We start from the raw sequence: 13901 nt of genomic DNA, 5'->3' as shown, positions 1-13901 counted from the left end.
GGGCATCGGCCGTCAATCGGTCTTGGCGGGGGTGCGGGTGAGGCGGGCGTCCAGCGTCCGCACGCCCTTCTCGTGCGCGATCCCCTCGAACAGGGTCCTCGCCTCCTCCCAGACGGCTCCGGCCGTGCCGTGGTCGCCCGCCGCGCCGTGCGCGTCGCCGAGATCCTTCAGCGCGTGCGCCAGGTACGGCACATAGCCGCGCGTGCGCCACATCGCGACCGAGCGTTCGAGGGTGGAGATGGCGCCGGCCACGTTCCCCTCGGCGAGGTCCAGCCGGCCGAGCACGGCGAGCGAGTCGGCCAGGTAGTGGCCGTAGTTGCCCTCCTCGCTGTAGGCCAGCGTCAGCTCCGCGGTGGCCCTGGCCCGCTCGTCGCCGATGGCGGCGTACAGCTTGGCCAGGTACAGCAGCGAGAACGTCTCCTGGTAGCGGTAGTTCGCCCGCCGCGCCATCTCCCGCGACTTCTCCAGCAACTCCTGACCGCCGGCGAAGTCGCCGCAGAACGCCTTCGCCGCCCCCAGGAACTGCATGATGGTCGTCCGGTAGTGCGGGTTGCCGAGCGCCTCGGCGACCTTCGTCGCCCGCTCCAGCACGGAATGCGCCGCCTGCGGGTCGTCCTCGCCGTGGATGATCGCCATCACGTGCAGCGCCCGCGCCTGGCCGCCGAGGTAGTCCGCCTCGACGGCCGTCCGCAGGGCCCGCTCGGCCAGGGCGAGCGCCTGCGCGCTGCCGTTGCCGTCGGCGGTCATGCTCCAGGCCAGGCTGGCCAGCGCGTCGGAGATCCCGATCGGGTTGTCCAGCTCGGTCCACAGGTCGAGGAGCCGGGTTGCGCCGGTCCGCATCCTGATCATCGCCGGCCCCTGGCCGGGCGGCGAGTTCCAGGTGGTGACCTCCAGCAGGCCGCGCATCAGCACGCCCTCGCCGCGCCTGTCGCCGCTCTCGCGGCAGAGCGCGAGCGCCTGCTCGTGCATCCGCTGCCAGCCGTCGTACAGGCCGCGCGCGTTGAGGTATTTCTCGGTGGAGCCCGCGAGGTCCCACGCCAGCTCGGTCAGCCGCGCCTCGCACGCCTGCGCGACCCCCGCCATCAGCGCGGCGTGCTCCGCGCCGAACCAGGCCATGTGGTCGTCCACCAGCGGGCCCGAGATCCGTGCGGGCAGCCGCCAGCGGGACGCCTCGCTGTGGATGGAGGCGTAGCAGGAGCCGGGCACGCGCTCCGCAGCGACCTCCGCCAGCGCCAGCCACGCGCCGAGGGCCCGCTGCAGGGCGGCCTGACGCTCGGGCTCGGGGTCCTCGCGCTGGGCGCGTTCGCGGGCGTACAACCTGATGAGGTCGTGGAAGCGGTACCTGAGCCGGCCGGTCTCGTCGGGCCCGGTCTGCGCCAGCAGATGCGCGTCGACCAGGGTCTCCAGCTCGCGCTCCGCCTGGCGTACCGAGACGTCGAGCAGCGCCGCCACCGCCCAGGAGGCGAAGTCGGGCGCGTCGAGCAGCCCGGACAGCCGGAAGGCCCGCTGCGCGCCCGCGGGCAGCATCCGGTAGCTCAGCTCGAACCCCGCGCGCACGTCGAGGTCGCCCGCCACCAGCTCGTCGAGCCGGTGGCGCTCCTCGCCGAGCACGCCGGCGAGGTGCGACAGGCTCCAGTGCCTCCTGCTGAGCAGCCTGGCCGCCGAGATGCGGACCGCCAGCGGGACCCGGCCGCACAGCCGCATGATCTCCAGAGCCGCGTCCATGTCGTCCTTGACGCGGTCGTCGCCGACGATGCGCTTGAGCAGGTCGATGGCCTGGCTCGCGGGCAGCACGTCCAGCTCCAGCAGGCTCGCCCCCTCCAGGCCGACCAGCCGGACCCGTCCGGTGAGCAGCACCGCCGTGCCGGGCGCCCCCGGCAGGAGCGGGCGCACCTGCTTCTCGCCCGCGACGTTGTCGAGCAGGATGAGCATCCTGCGGCCCGCCATGCAGCTACGGAACAGCGCCACCCGTTCTTCGAGGGACTGGGGGATGCCGTGGGTGCTGACGCCGAGCGCGAACAGGAACCGGCTGAGCACGTCCTCAGGGCGGGCCGGGTCGGCGGAGGCGCCGCGCAGGTCGGCGTAGAGCTGGCCGTCGGGGAAGCGCTCGGCGATGCGGTGGGCGACGTGCACGGCCAGCGTCGTCTTCCCCAGGCCGCCGATGCCCGCGATGCTGGCGATGGCGACGGTGCCGGGCCGCCCCCTGGTGAGGACGTCGGTCAGGTGCAGCACCTCGTCGTCCCTGCCGGTGAAGTCCGCGATGTCCGGCGGCAGCTCGGCCGGCGTCGGAGCCGCCTGCGTCGGCGTGACCGTGACCTGGGCGGACGCTTCGGCGGGCTCTTCGGCTTGTTCCGCGGGCGGCGCCGTGCCGCGCGGCTCCAGGTCGAGCGAGGGGTCCTGGGTGAGGATCCGGTGATGCAGGTCCTGCAGCTCCTCGGCCGGGTCGAGGCCGGTCTCCTCGACCAGGATCGCTCGGGCCCGGCCGTACTCGGCGAGCGCGTCGGCCCGCCGGCCGCACCGGTACAGCGCCAGCATCAGCTGCGCCCGTAACCGCTCCTGCAGCGGGTACGCGGCGGTGAGCGCGGTCAGCTCGCCCAGCAGCCCCGCGTGCCGGCCCAGCTGCAGGTCCACCGCGATCCGCGACTGCAGCACCGACAGGCGGACCTCCTCCAGCCGCGTGGCCTCGGCCGCCAGCATCGGCACGTCCACCAGCCCCGCGAACGCGGGCCCGCGCCACAGGTCGAGCGCCTCCCGCAGCAGCCGGCTGGCCTCCGCCAGGTCGCCCGCGGCCTCCGCCGCCTGCCCCGCGCCGGCCAACCCCTCGAACCGCGTCGCGTCCAGCTCGTCCGCGGCCACCGGCAGCAGGTAGCCGGCGTCCTGGCGGACGACGAGGTCCGGCGCGCCCAGCCGCCGCCTGAGCCGGTGGATGTACGTCTGCACGTTCTTCGTGGCGCTCTTCGGCGGGGCGTTGCCCCACAGCGCCATGACGAGCTGATCCTGCGACACCGGGTGATTGGCATGGCACAGCAGCACCGCCAGCAGCACCCGTGACTTGGGCGTGCCCACATCGAGCCGCGCACCGTCGCGCCACACCGCCAGCGGACCAAGTATTCCGAACTCCATGGCGCCCCCTCGGTCGGGACGCACTGTAAACCTTGACGGAGCGCTTCGTCGCTTCTTCCGGGATATAGAAATTATTGCGATCCGGCCGGGCGTCCGAACCTCAACCGTGGCGGGCGACCGGCTGGGCGGAGACGGCGTCGAGGACCGCGTCGCCGTGCTCGCGCGCCCACTCCGTCAGCACGTGGATCGGCTCGATCAGCGTCGCCCCGAGCGGCGTCAGCTCGTACTCGACCCGGGGCGGCGCCTCCGCGTACGCCTGCCGCCGCACGAGCCCGTGCGACTCGAGGCGGCGACGAGCGTTTCCTGCGCGCCGCCCGCAGCGGGGCCGGCTTCGTCCGCGAGGTGAGCCTGACGGCCGACGGCCGGGCCCTGGTGCCGCACCACGTGCCCGGCTCGGGTGAGCTGTACTACGCCGGGTTCTGCTCCGGCGCGGCCGGAGTGGCCAGGATGTTCTACGAGCTGCACCGGGTGACGGGCGACCTCGACGACCTGGACTGGGTGGAGCGGCTGGCGCACGGCGTGGTCGACAGCTCGGCCCCGCCGCGCCGCACGCCCGGCTACTGGAACTCGGCCTGCCAGTGCTGCGGCACGGCCGGGCTGGTGGAGCTGTTCGTCGGGCTCTGGTCGGTCACGGGGCGCGCCTCCTGCCTGGAGTTCGCCCGTACGCTCGCCGCCGACCTGGTGGCCAGGGCCGACGGCCACGACGGGCGCGGCTACCGCTGGTACCAGGCCTACCGCCGGGTCCGGCCCGGTGAGGTGAGCGCCGACACCGGTTACATGGTCGGCGCGGCCGGCATCGGCGCGGCCCTCCTCCACCTGGACGCGGCCGGGCAGCCCGACCAGGCGCGCCGGGTGCTCCTCCTGCCCGACAACCCGTTCCCCGTCCTCCCGATCCCCCGCATCACCACCCAGAGCGGCTGACCTCTGCGAGCGGCTGCCCGGCGATCATCCCGGCGCGGCGTGCCGGGATCTCAGCTCTCCGCCAGCACGATGACGCTGTCGTGCGCCTCCAGCACGAGCTCGGCGTCCTTGGGCGGGTTGAGCCGCACGCCGTAGGCGGGGGCCTCCTGGCTGTGGTCGTGCAGGCGGTAGCCGAGGGCGGTATCGCCGCGCCTGCGCGGCGATTCGAGCACGGTGGCGAAGTTCGCCGCGACGCCCGGCCGCACGGAGGAGGAGGCGGGCTTGAGGTAGATCTCCGAGCCCGACGGGTCGAAGAGCGTGGCGAAGACGCCGTGCAGGTGGCGGTTCTCGCTGAGCTGGGTCAGCAGGAGCCTGATGAGGCGGCTGCCGACGATGAAGTCGTCGGCCTTGGTGACCTGGGCGACCTCGCGGTTGTCGTCGTCGTTCATCTCCGTGACGATCGAGAACGGGTCGCCCAGCCGCTCCTCGATGTCGCGCAGGTGCAGCAGCGTGATCAGCGTGCGGTCGTCGGCGTGGCCGGGCTCCACGTCGTCGTGGGAGAGCACGATGATGTGCTGGTAGGAGCCGAGGTCGAGGCTCTCCGGCGACGGCCGGTTGGTGGTGCGGCACGGCTTGTGGTGCACGGTCAGGTTCGTCCGCGGCCGGTCGAGGGCCTCGTCAGGACGTACGGGCGCCGCGACGTGCACCTCCGCTCCCGCCTCGACCAGCCGGTCGCGTTTCGTGGCGGGCCGGATCAGCAGGTCGTCCTCGGCCGGCACGATCAGCTGGTCGCCCGGCCTGATCGGGGTGTCCATGTCGGGGTTGACGAGCGTGCGGCTGTCGGAGGTCAGCAGGCCGAGGGGGATGCCGAGCTCGTAAATGTGCAGCGCCGCCCCGAAGGTGACGCCGGCCAGGGCGGGGTCCGTACGGTCTCGTCGGCGAGCACCACCACGCACGACCTGCGCTCGCTCTGGTTGGCCTTGACCAGCTCGCTGATGATCGTGAACACCTGGTCGGACCAGCCGAGCACGATCGTGTGGCCGCGCTCGATGAGCCTGGACCTGCCCTTGCGGAGCTTGGCGATCCGCTTGTCGAGGCCCGTGGTGAGGATGCCGATGAGGGCGCTGACGAGGAAGATGCCGCCGATCGTGACGAGCGGCATGAGCGCGAGGAAGACCGCGCTGCCCTGGTCGCCGCCCATCGTGCCGGGGTCGAGCGTGCGCAGCAGGCTCACCACGCCGGCCCAGCCGCCGTTCTCATCTGCCTCGCCATTGCTCCCAGTAATGGATATGTCGCCGTACGTAAAGATGTGCGGCATGAAGCTTAGCGACGGCACGCTCTTGGTCACGGTTATCGCAGGATCGCGCGGCGGTAGGTCAGTCCTTCTCGGCCCGGGTGCGGCGGAGCCGGGGCAGGGCGAGCCCCAGGAGGACGAGCGCCACGCCCGCCAGCCGGATCGGCGTGGGCAGCGCACCCTGCTGGACGCAGTCGATGACCACGGCCGACAGCACCTGGCCGCTGATCACCAGCACGGAGGCGGTCATCGCGCCGAGCCGGGGGAAGACGTAGCTGTTGACCGCGACGAACAGGGCGCCGAACACCCCGCCCGCGTACGCGGCGACGGGCGTGTCCGTGACGTCGGGCCAGGTGCGCAGGACGAGCAGGACCGCGCTGAGGAAGGCGAAGCCGACCACGTGGTTCCACACCGACGCGCGGAAGGCGCCCTTGTGGGTGCCGAGCCGGCCGTTGACCGTGCGGCTGGTGGCGATGAGGACGCCGTTGAGCAGCGCCAGGGAGACGAGGAAGACCATGCTCACGCCCCCGCCACGATGAGGACGCTGCCCGCGAGCACGCAGCCGGCCACCGCGAGGTCCATGCCGGTGACGCGGCGGCGGGGCGTGTGGAGCAGGCCCAGGCGGTCGGAGACCGTGCCGAAGATCATCTGGCCGGTGAGCATCAGCGCGACCGTGCCGGCCAGGGCCAGTTCGCTGTTGACCGCGATGGCGGACAGCACGACGACGAGCGCGCCGGGGACGCCGCCCAGGTAGTACCAGAGGGGCGGTCGGCCGTCGTCGGGGCCCGGGGCCGGTGCGCGGCGGGCGAAGACCGGCACCAGGGCCGCGGCCACGAGGGCGCCGACCGCGTGGGCGGCCCAGGACGCGTACAGGGGGTCGGTGTAACCGGCGAGCACCGCGTTGGCCTGGGTCATCAGCGTGAGCAGTACACCTCCGGCGATGGCGAGGGGGAACACGGTCGCGTGACGCATGACAACGAATGTAATGAGAAATCCGATCAAACGGGTAGGTCTTGCTGGCTTTGTCGTAATGTGCCGAGCGGGGCGGCGGGGGAGGGGCCCTGCTCATGCGCTTACGCAGGGGCGGATGTGGCGCTACATGACCGTACGACGCCCGATAAGGTCGCTGCATGACCGCGCCCACCTCTTCCTGTGACGCGTTCCACGCCTCCCCGCCGGCCGGCCCCTTGGACGACCCGGTACGCGCCGCGCTGCTCGGAACGCACGCCCACCTCGCGGAACAGCGCGGCAGGGTGCTGCGCTACCCGCTCGACGTCTCCCCGTTCGTGTCGCTGCCGCCCGACCCGGGCCCGGCCGACTGGGCGGACGCGGCGGCGCTGGCCGGCGCGGACGGCACCGTGCTGATGACCGGCCCGGCCCCCGCGCCGCCCGCCGACGTGGCCGAGTCCATGCTCATCCCCGGCGTCCAGCTCACCGGGGAGCACGTCGCCGGGGCCCACGACGACGGCGTGGTACGCCTGGGGCCCGCGGACGTGCCGGAGATGCTCGACCTCGTCGCGCGCACCCAGCCGGGACCGTTCCTGCCCCGCACCGTCGAGCTCGGCGTCTACCTCGGCATCCGCCGCGACGGCGCCCTCGTGGCCATGGCCGGGGAGCGGTTCCGCCCGCCCGGCTGGACCGAGATCAGCGCCGTCTGCACCGACCCCGCCCACCAGGGTCAGGGGCTGGCGCGACGGCTGGTGCTCGCGATCATCGCGGGCGTCAAGGAGCGCGGCGAGCAGCCGTTCCTGCACGCCGCCGACACCAACACCGGCGCGATCCGCCTGTACGAACGCCTCGGCTTCCGGCTGCGCCGCCCGGTCGAGTTCCGCGTCGTGAAGCTACCGGCGTCCGTCTGACACCCGGCTCGCGGGGAGCCGTCCCCGCCGGCTGCCAGGCACCCGGCTCGGCGCTGGCGAGCCGTCCGGCCGCCTGCCTCCCGGGCGGCGGCTCAGAGGGAGGCGAGGAGGGACAGCTTCTCCGCGCTGTCGGTGCCGGCGTCAGGGTGCATGACGACGAGAGTCTGGCCCGGCGCGCCGTCGAGGCTCAGCCGCTCGCGGTTCAGCCACAGCTCGCCGACCTGCGGATGGTCGAGGTTCTTCGGCGTGCCCGCGCACGTGTTGACGTCGTGGCGGGCCCACAGCCGGGCGAAGAGCGGGCTGCCCAGCGACAGCTCGCCGACCAGCTCGATGAAGCGGGGGTCGTCGGTGTCGGTGCCCACGGACTTGCGGAACCCGGCGACCATGCCCGCCGCGCCGTCCTCCCATCGGGGGAGCAGGGCTTGCTCGGCGGGATCGAGGAACATGTCCCGCAGCCGGTTGCGGCCCGCCACGAGCCGCGGTGACACGGCGGTGGCGAGGGTGTTGGCGGCCAGCACGTCGAAGTAGCGGCCCTCCACGTACGCGGGGAACGGCATCGTGCCGATCAGCTTGGCGACTCCTGGCGGCACGGTCTCCTTGCGGGCGCGCCGCCGTCGCCGCCCGGGCTGCTTCGCCCCAAGGTGCAGCAGGTAGGCCGTGGCGTCGTCGTCGAGCAGCAGCGCGCGGGCGAGCGATTCGAGGACCTGCGGCGAGGGGTTGCGGTCGCGGCCCTGTTCGAGCCGCAGGTAGTAGTCGGTGCTGATGCCCGCGAGCATCGCGACCTCCTCCCGGCGCAGCCCGCGCACCCGCCGCACGCCGGTGGCGGGGATGCCGGCCTGGTCGGGGGTGACGAGCTCCCGGCGAGCGCGTACGTAATCGCCCAGAAGGTTCATGACCCCCACGGTACGCGGTGCCGGTGCGGCCGTGCCTGGCCCTGCCGCCCCCAGGACGACGGGGGCCCTGGTTGTGTCGCCGCGTGCCCGGCAGCCTCGTGTCCTGCACGAACACCGCAGCTGAGCGAGGAGCATCGAGCATGTCGACGTATGTACTGGTCCACGGAGCCTGGCACGGCGGGCAGTGCTGGGAGCGGGTCGTCCCGCTGCTGGCCGAGGCGGGGCACCGGGTGTTCGCGCCGTCGCTGACCGGCCTCGGCGACAAGGCGCACCTGCGCGGCCCGGAGGTGAGGCTGGACACCCACGTCGATGACATCGTGAGCCTGCTCACCGAGCAGGACCTCACCGACGTGATCCTGGTGGGCCACAGCTACGCCGGGCTGGTCATCACCTCCGCCGCCGACCGCGTGCCCGAGCGCGTCGGCCGGCTCGTCTACCTCGACGCCATGGTCCCCGAGGACGGCGAGAGCGCGGTGGACGTGCAGCCCATGACGCAGGCGCTCATCGACCGCGCGGCCGAGACGGAGCCCGGCTGGCTGGTGCCGCCGATGCCCGAAATGCCGCCCATGGGATTGTTCGGGGTCACCGACCCGGCCGACGCGGCGTGGCTGCGGGAGATGCTGACGGACCAGCCGGTGGGCTGCTTCGTGCAGCCGGTACGGCTGACCGACCCGGCCCTGCGCCTCATCCCGCAGACTCACATCCACTGCGTGGCCGGCGTGCCGGAGGGGATCGAGCGGCGGCCTGTCCCGGCCTCCGCGCAGGTGTGGGAGCTGCCGACGGGACACGACTGCATGATCACCATGCCGGCCGAGCTCACCGAGCTGCTGCTCAAGCTGTGACGCAGGTGGCGCCGGCGATCACGTGGCTGCCGCTGGCGAGCAGAGCGCCTGTAACGATTCTCATGGCTTGACCCGTCGCCCGATGACCGCGATCGGCCCCCTGAGAATCGCCCGCGCACATGGGAGCGTCACAGCGCCGCCCCGGCGAGGGGCGGCGCTGTGAACGTGCTCAGCCCACCCTGGCGGCCAGCAGTGAGGTCAGCCCGTCGACGGTGACGCTCTCCAGCTCGGCCACCACCGCCCCGTGACCGTCGCCCAGCGCGGCGCCGTCCTCGGGCACGGCCACCACCAGGCAGCCCGCGGCCAGCGCGGACGCGACGCCGGGCAGCGAATCCTCCAGCGCCACGCAGCCGCGCGGATCGACGCCCAGCCGCCGCGCCGCCGTCAGGTACGCCTCGGGGTCCGGCTTCGGCCGGCTCACCTCGTCGCCGCAGACCACGACCTGGAACGTGCCGGGGTCGAGCCGGGCCAGCACCTCGTCCACCAGGACGCGGTGGCTCGACGTCACCAGCGCCGTGGGGATGCCCCGCCGGCGTACGGACTCGACCACGGCCTGCGCGGCGGGCCGCCACGGCACGCCGCGGGCGAACAGCTGCCTGGTCCGTTCCAGCAGCCACGCCGCCGACTCCGCGGCGTCCGCCGTGACGTGCAGGTCGTCGTGGAGGAGCTGCGCGGTGTCGCGCAGATTCCTGCCGACCACCTGGCGGCGGATCTCGGGCCGCAGCTCGCCGCCGAGCCTGGCGGCCAGGTCGGCGAGGCTGACGTCCCAGAGCGGCTCGCTGTCGAACAGGGTGCCGTCCATGTCGAACAGCACCGCTTCCATCCCGGCCGTCCGCACGCTCAACGCAGCGCCTCGGCGAGCCAGCGCCGCACCGTGCGGGGGTCGTCGCCGGTGGTGCCGTCCACGCCGAGCTCGACCCAGTGGCGCAGGTCGTCCTCGGTGCGGGTGGGCCAGCCGTGCACCGGGAAGCCCTCGTCGTGCAGCCGCTTGACGACGTCGGCGGTCAGCCCCTCGCCGCCGCTGTGGATGCGGCTGGAGCCGGTGTCCTTGAGCAGCTGACGGTAGCCGCCGGGGTGGGCCTCGGCGTCGGTCCACTTGGAGACGATGATGCCGCGCGGGATGTCCGGCAGCTTCTCGGCCACCGTGGCCATCGCCTTGACCGAGAAGCCGGTCAGGATCGTGCGCTCGGCGTACTCGGGATGCCGGGGGAAGAAGTCCGTCAGGCCGTCGATGGCGGCCAGGTCCTTGATCTCCAGCTGCACGAACCTGGTCGTCGCCTGATACATCTGCTCCAGCGTGGGCACCCGCTCACCCCCGCCCACGTCCACCGCGCTGATCTGCGCCCAGGTCAGCGCGGCGACCGGCCCCAGGTCCTTGCCGCCGGGCCCGGCGGCGGTCCGGTCGAGCGTCGCGTCGTGCAGCATGAACAGCTGCCCGTCCGCGCTGATGCGGACATCGGTCTCCAGCTCGTCGACCCCGACCTCCTCGGCCACCCGGTAGGACGCGATGGTGTTCTCGGGTGCTTCGGCCATGGCGCCGCGGTGTCCGACGATGGCAAATGCCACGATCTTCCTTCCTCGTTTCTTCTCTTTGTCCGTGACGTCCCGTGGGGGGCGGCCGTCGGAGCGGCGGCACGAGAGGTCCGGAATCAGGGCGCCACCAGCCGGTGATACTTCGGCATCACCCGCTGGACGGCGGGGTCGAGGTTGCGCATCGCCTCGCGCAGCGTCTCGGCCGGGTCGGCGTTGGCGGAGTAGACCTTCTGCAGGACGATCAGCATCTCGGAGATCGTCTCGTTGACGTAGCGGCGCATGACGTCCGCCTGGCGGGCCCGGCTCAGCTGGTCCTGGGCCACCTGATACTGCGGCGACTTGGCGTTGCGCTCCTTGATCTTCGGCGAGTTGAGCGAGCTGGTCGTCACCGGGAGATAGCCGGTGTTGAGGCTCCACTCGGGCGCGCCCGTGCCGGCCAGGTACTTGACCAGCTCCCAGGTGGCCTGCTTGCGCTCCTTGGTCGCGTTGCGCATGATCGCCAGCCCGCTGCCGCCGGTCGGCACGCCCGGCTGGTCCTGCTCGGGCAGGAAGGCCGCGCCGATGTCGAACGTGGCCGCCTTGAGCAGCGAGGTGAGCGCGCCGGTCGAGTTGCAGATGGTCGCGGTCACGCCGGCCGCGAAGTCGGCGTTCACGTCGCCGGACAGGTATGCCATCTTGTCGTCGTGGATGAACGCCCGGTCGAACTCCAGGGCGGCGACCGTCTGCTCCGACTCCAGCATGGGCGTCATGCCGTCGGAGTAGGCACCGCCGAAGGCCCAGGACGAGCCCTGGAAGTACCAGTCGTCCTTGCCGTTGTAGGCGCGCATCCTGATCTGCGAGCCGTTGTGCTTGTAGCCCTTGAGCTGCTGTCCCCATTCGCGCAGCTCGGTGAAGGTCTTGGGGCCGCGGTCGGGCAGGCCGGCGCCGGCGAAGATCTCCTTGTTGTAGTAGAAGAGCGGCGTCGAGCGGGCCCAGGGCAGCCAGAAGATCTCGTTCCTGATCGTGCCCTCGGCGAGGAACGTCGGGTGGAAGGCGTCGGGGCGGAAGCCCGCGTCGAAGTAGCCGCTCAGCGGCTCCAGCGCCTCGGCGAGGTAGTAGCGGTTCCAGTTCACGTCGCTGAGCGTGACGATGTCGGGCACCTGCGCCACCGCGAAGCTGGCGGCCAGCTTCGAGTCGAGCGCCGGGTAGCCGGGGAACAGCTGGATCTCGCAGTAGATGTCCTGCTGCGCATCGTTGAACCCGTCGATGATCGTCTGCAGGACCTCGGCGTTGTGCGCGGTGAACGCGCTCCAGAGCACCACCCGCTCGCGGCGGGCGAACTTGTCCGGCACCTGCCCGCTCACCTGGGCGTAGTAGCCCTCCTTGCGGCCTGCGCAGGCGCTCAGCGCCAGGCCGGCCGCGGCCGCGGTGGCGGCGGACAGGAGCCGGCGTCGGCTGAAACTCGGTCCCGTCACGCTGCTTCCTTTCTCAAGTACGTGATGCTCATCGGCGCAGCGCGCTCCCGGCCAGGCCGGCGACGATGTAGCGCTGCGCCAGCAGGAAGACGATGGTCACCGGAAGGACGACGAACAGGGTCCCGGCCATCAGGGCGCCCCAGTCGTTGATGCCGTCGTTCTCCTTGAGGTAGAGCAGCCCGATCGGCAGCGTCCGCATGTTGACCGAGTTGGTGACGATCAGCGGCCAGACGAAGTTGTTCCACTCGTCGATCAGGGCGATGAGCCCGACCGTGATGATCGCGGGCCGGGACATCGGCACGATGAACGACCAGATCGTCCGCAGGTGCCCGGAGCCGTCGATCTGGGCCGCCTCCAGCACCTCGTACGGCAGCGACCGGAAGAACTGGTGGAGCAGGAACGTGCCGAACGCCGAGGCCACCCCCGGCAGGATGAGGCCGGCGTAGGTGTTCAGCAGGTTCAGCTGGCCCACGGTGATGTAGTTGACCAGCAGCGTCACGTGCCCGGGCACCATCAGCGCGCCGAGCATGAAGACGAACAGCCAGCGCTTGCCGGGGAAGGGCAGGAACGCGAAGGCGTAGGCGGTGAAGACCGCCAGCACCACCTTCAGCACCGTCCCGACCGCGGCCACCACGACCGAGTTGACCAGGAACTGCCCGAACGGGGCCAGCTCCCAGGCGGTGGCGAAGTTCTCCAGCGTCAGCGACTGCGGGATCAGCCGCATCGGCCAGCTGTTGATGTCCTCGTTGGTCTTGAACGCCGTGGTGACGAACAGGTAGATCGGGACGAGGAAGATCAGCGCGGTGACCACCAGGCCGAGCACGCCCCACCAGGGTGTGCGCCGGGAGGCCGGCGACTTGTGGCGGGTGGGCTCGGTGGACGCCGCGGTCGGCATGACCGTCATCAGTAGTGAACCCTCCGCTCGACGAACCGGAACTGCAGGACGGTGATCGCCATCAGCACCACGAACATGATCATGGAGGCCGCGCTGGAGACACCGACGTTGGTGCGGTTGAACGCCTCGTCGTAGATGAACCAGCTCAGCGTGGTCGTGGAGCGGGCGGGCCCGCCGCTGGTCATCATGGCGATCACGTCGAACGCCTGGAAGGCCGAGATCGTCTGGGTGATGACCAGGAAGAACGTGGTGGGGGAGAGCAGCGGGAAGATCATGCGCCGGAACTGCGTCCACCGGCCCGCGCCGTCGATCCTGGCCGCCTCCAGCACCTCCGAGGGGATCTGCTGGATGCCCACCAGGTAGACGATCGCGACGAAGCCGAGACCCTTCCAGATGGAGACGATGATCAGCGCCCACAGCGCCCACGAGCCGTCAGTGGTCCACGCCGGCGAGGTGGCGCCGAACGCCTCGAACACCAGCCGGCTCAGGCCGTGGTTGGGGTCGAAGATGAACAGCCAGATGGTCGCGATCGCCGCCCCGGACAGCACGTGGGGGGCGAAGGCGAGCGTCTGCACCGAGGTGGTGCCGCGTATGCGTTGCGCGAACAGCATCGCCAGCGCCAGGCCGAGCACGAGGGTCACGACCACGACGACGACCACCCACACCAGCGTGCGGAGCAGCACGTCGGGGAATGACCAGCTGCTGAACAGGGCTTGGTAGTTGAGGAACCCGGCCCACTCGGCCGCCGGCGAGATGAAGTCCCAGGTGGTGAAGCTGAGGTAGATGTTCTGGATGATCGGCCAGTACGCGAAGACGGCGATCAGCACCAGGTTGGGCATCGCGAAGGCGGCGAACAGCAGGTAGCCACGCCGGCGACGGCGTGCCGCAGCCCGTTGGCCGGACGCCTTCTGCCCGGTGTCGTCAGGCCGCCGGGCGCTGACGGAGAGTGCCGATCCCGATTCGAGATCGCTGACTCCACTGCTCACGGGCTACCACCCATCGCATCGGGAACGAACGTGTGCCGACTTTACTGGCGGTTAAGTGCTCGAATCTGGTCATTTGGTGCTGAATCTGTGACCATTGCGCGAACGTTTCCATCACATGTGCA

15 protein-coding genes are annotated in these 13901 nt (G+C 71.5%); 3 read left to right on the top strand and 12 right to left on the bottom strand.

Going from position 1 to position 13901, the window contains the following annotated elements; all coding sequences use genetic code 11:
* Positions 1 to 12 precede the first annotated feature (12 nt).
* Positions 13 to 3123, bottom strand: coding sequence for a BTAD domain-containing putative transcriptional regulator (locus AB0K12_RS27940; RefSeq protein ID WP_364567273.1), 3111 nt, complete (start codon positions 3121 to 3123; stop codon positions 13 to 15).
* A 100-nt stretch (positions 3124 to 3223) separates the two neighbouring features.
* Complete coding sequence (locus AB0K12_RS27935) at positions 3224 to 3391, bottom strand: winged helix-turn-helix transcriptional regulator (protein WP_364567270.1); 168 nt, start codon at positions 3389 to 3391, stop codon at positions 3224 to 3226.
* Between the two features lie 74 nt (positions 3392 to 3465).
* Between AB0K12_RS27935 and AB0K12_RS27930 the strand changes: the two genes are divergently transcribed.
* Positions 3466 to 4044, top strand: coding sequence for a lanthionine synthetase LanC family protein (locus AB0K12_RS27930; protein ID WP_364567267.1), 579 nt, complete (start codon positions 3466 to 3468; stop codon positions 4042 to 4044).
* 50 nt (positions 4045 to 4094) lie between these two features.
* On the opposite strand, the gene AB0K12_RS27925 is transcribed toward AB0K12_RS27930, so the two are convergent.
* From AB0K12_RS27925 to AB0K12_RS27910, 4 genes are read right to left on the bottom strand one after another with little or no spacing between them, the layout of a single operon-like run.
* Positions 4095 to 4979, bottom strand: coding sequence for a hypothetical protein (locus tag AB0K12_RS27925; RefSeq protein ID WP_364567264.1), 885 nt, complete (start codon positions 4977 to 4979; stop codon positions 4095 to 4097).
* Complete coding sequence (locus tag AB0K12_RS27920) at positions 4871 to 5341, bottom strand: hypothetical protein (RefSeq protein WP_364567261.1); 471 nt, start codon at positions 5339 to 5341, stop codon at positions 4871 to 4873. The genes AB0K12_RS27925 and AB0K12_RS27920 overlap by 109 nt, the downstream gene beginning before the upstream one ends.
* Positions 5342 to 5399: 58 nt before the next feature.
* On the bottom strand, positions 5400 to 5834 hold the full coding sequence (locus AB0K12_RS27915; RefSeq protein WP_364567518.1) for a DMT family transporter: 435 nt from the start codon (positions 5832 to 5834) through the stop codon (positions 5400 to 5402).
* A 2-nt stretch (positions 5835 to 5836) separates the two neighbouring features.
* A complete protein-coding gene (locus AB0K12_RS27910; RefSeq protein WP_364567258.1) occupies positions 5837 to 6289 on the bottom strand; it encodes a DMT family transporter in 453 nt (150 codons plus the stop codon).
* Positions 6290 to 6447: 158 nt separating this feature from the next.
* Between AB0K12_RS27910 and AB0K12_RS27905 the strand changes: the two genes are divergently transcribed.
* A complete protein-coding gene (locus tag AB0K12_RS27905; RefSeq protein WP_364567255.1) occupies positions 6448 to 7176 on the top strand; it encodes a GNAT family N-acetyltransferase in 729 nt (242 codons plus the stop codon).
* Between the two features lie 92 nt (positions 7177 to 7268).
* Here the strand turns inward: AB0K12_RS27905 and AB0K12_RS27900 are convergent, their stop codons facing one another.
* Positions 7269 to 8069, bottom strand: a complete 801-nt coding sequence (locus AB0K12_RS27900) for a helix-turn-helix transcriptional regulator (protein ID WP_364567252.1) — start codon at positions 8067 to 8069, stop codon at positions 7269 to 7271.
* Between the two features lie 140 nt (positions 8070 to 8209).
* Here AB0K12_RS27900 and AB0K12_RS27895 point away from each other — a divergent pair, with 140 nt between their 5' ends.
* Positions 8210 to 8911, top strand: a complete 702-nt coding sequence (locus AB0K12_RS27895) for an alpha/beta hydrolase (protein WP_364567250.1) — start codon at positions 8210 to 8212, stop codon at positions 8909 to 8911.
* Between the two features lie 169 nt (positions 8912 to 9080).
* Here the strand turns inward: AB0K12_RS27895 and AB0K12_RS27890 are convergent, their stop codons facing one another.
* The 5 genes from AB0K12_RS27890 to AB0K12_RS27870 all read right to left on the bottom strand — a co-directional run bounded on the left by AB0K12_RS27890 (position 9081) and on the right by AB0K12_RS27870 (position 13779).
* Positions 9081 to 9749: an HAD family phosphatase gene (locus AB0K12_RS27890; protein ID WP_364567516.1), complete on the bottom strand. Its 669-nt coding sequence runs from the start codon at positions 9747 to 9749 to the stop codon at positions 9081 to 9083.
* 2 nt (positions 9750 to 9751) lie between these two features.
* Positions 9752 to 10477: a glycerophosphodiester phosphodiesterase family protein gene (locus tag AB0K12_RS27885; RefSeq protein ID WP_364567247.1), complete on the bottom strand. Its 726-nt coding sequence runs from the start codon at positions 10475 to 10477 to the stop codon at positions 9752 to 9754.
* 83 nt (positions 10478 to 10560) lie between these two features.
* The gene (locus AB0K12_RS27880) at positions 10561 to 11898 is read right to left on the bottom strand and encodes an ABC transporter substrate-binding protein (protein WP_364567244.1); all 1338 of its coding nucleotides are present in this window, start codon (positions 11896 to 11898) and stop codon (positions 10561 to 10563) included.
* 28 nt (positions 11899 to 11926) lie between these two features.
* Entirely contained in the window at positions 11927 to 12802 is an 876-nt protein-coding gene (locus tag AB0K12_RS27875; protein WP_364567241.1) for a carbohydrate ABC transporter permease, read from the bottom strand.
* Positions 12802 to 13779 carry a sugar ABC transporter permease gene (locus AB0K12_RS27870; protein ID WP_364567238.1) on the bottom strand — a complete coding sequence of 326 codons (978 nt, stop codon included), beginning with the start codon at positions 13777 to 13779 and terminating at the stop codon, positions 12802 to 12804. Before AB0K12_RS27870 ends, AB0K12_RS27875 begins: the two co-directional genes overlap by 1 nt.
* Positions 13780 to 13901 lie beyond the last annotated feature (122 nt).

The organism is Nonomuraea sp. NPDC049419 (assembly GCF_040676995.1).
GTDB classification, from domain to species: domain Bacteria; phylum Actinomycetota; class Actinomycetes; order Streptosporangiales; family Streptosporangiaceae; genus Nonomuraea; species Nonomuraea salmonea.
This window is presented reverse-complemented; position numbering and strand designations above follow the sequence as displayed.

Excerpts from the sequence above, each read along its gene's own strand:
- AB0K12_RS27940 (WP_364567273.1), bottom strand. The coding sequence starts at position 3,123 with ATGGAGTTCGGAATACTTGGTCCGCTGGCGGTGTGGCGCGACGGTGCG.
- AB0K12_RS27920 (WP_364567261.1), bottom strand. The coding sequence starts at position 5,341 with ATGCCGCACATCTTTACGTACGGCGACATATCCATTACTGGGAGCAAT.
- AB0K12_RS27915 (WP_364567518.1), bottom strand. The coding sequence starts at position 5,834 with ATGGTCTTCCTCGTCTCCCTGGCGCTGCTCAACGGCGTCCTCATCGCC.
- AB0K12_RS27910 (WP_364567258.1), bottom strand. The coding sequence starts at position 6,289 with ATGCGTCACGCGACCGTGTTCCCCCTCGCCATCGCCGGAGGTGTACTG.
- AB0K12_RS27905 (WP_364567255.1), top strand. The coding sequence starts at position 6,448 with ATGACCGCGCCCACCTCTTCCTGTGACGCGTTCCACGCCTCCCCGCCG.
- AB0K12_RS27900 (WP_364567252.1), bottom strand. The coding sequence starts at position 8,069 with ATGAACCTTCTGGGCGATTACGTACGCGCTCGCCGGGAGCTCGTCACC.
- AB0K12_RS27895 (WP_364567250.1), top strand. The coding sequence starts at position 8,210 with ATGTCGACGTATGTACTGGTCCACGGAGCCTGGCACGGCGGGCAGTGC.
- AB0K12_RS27875 (WP_364567241.1), bottom strand. The coding sequence starts at position 12,802 with ATGACGGTCATGCCGACCGCGGCGTCCACCGAGCCCACCCGCCACAAG.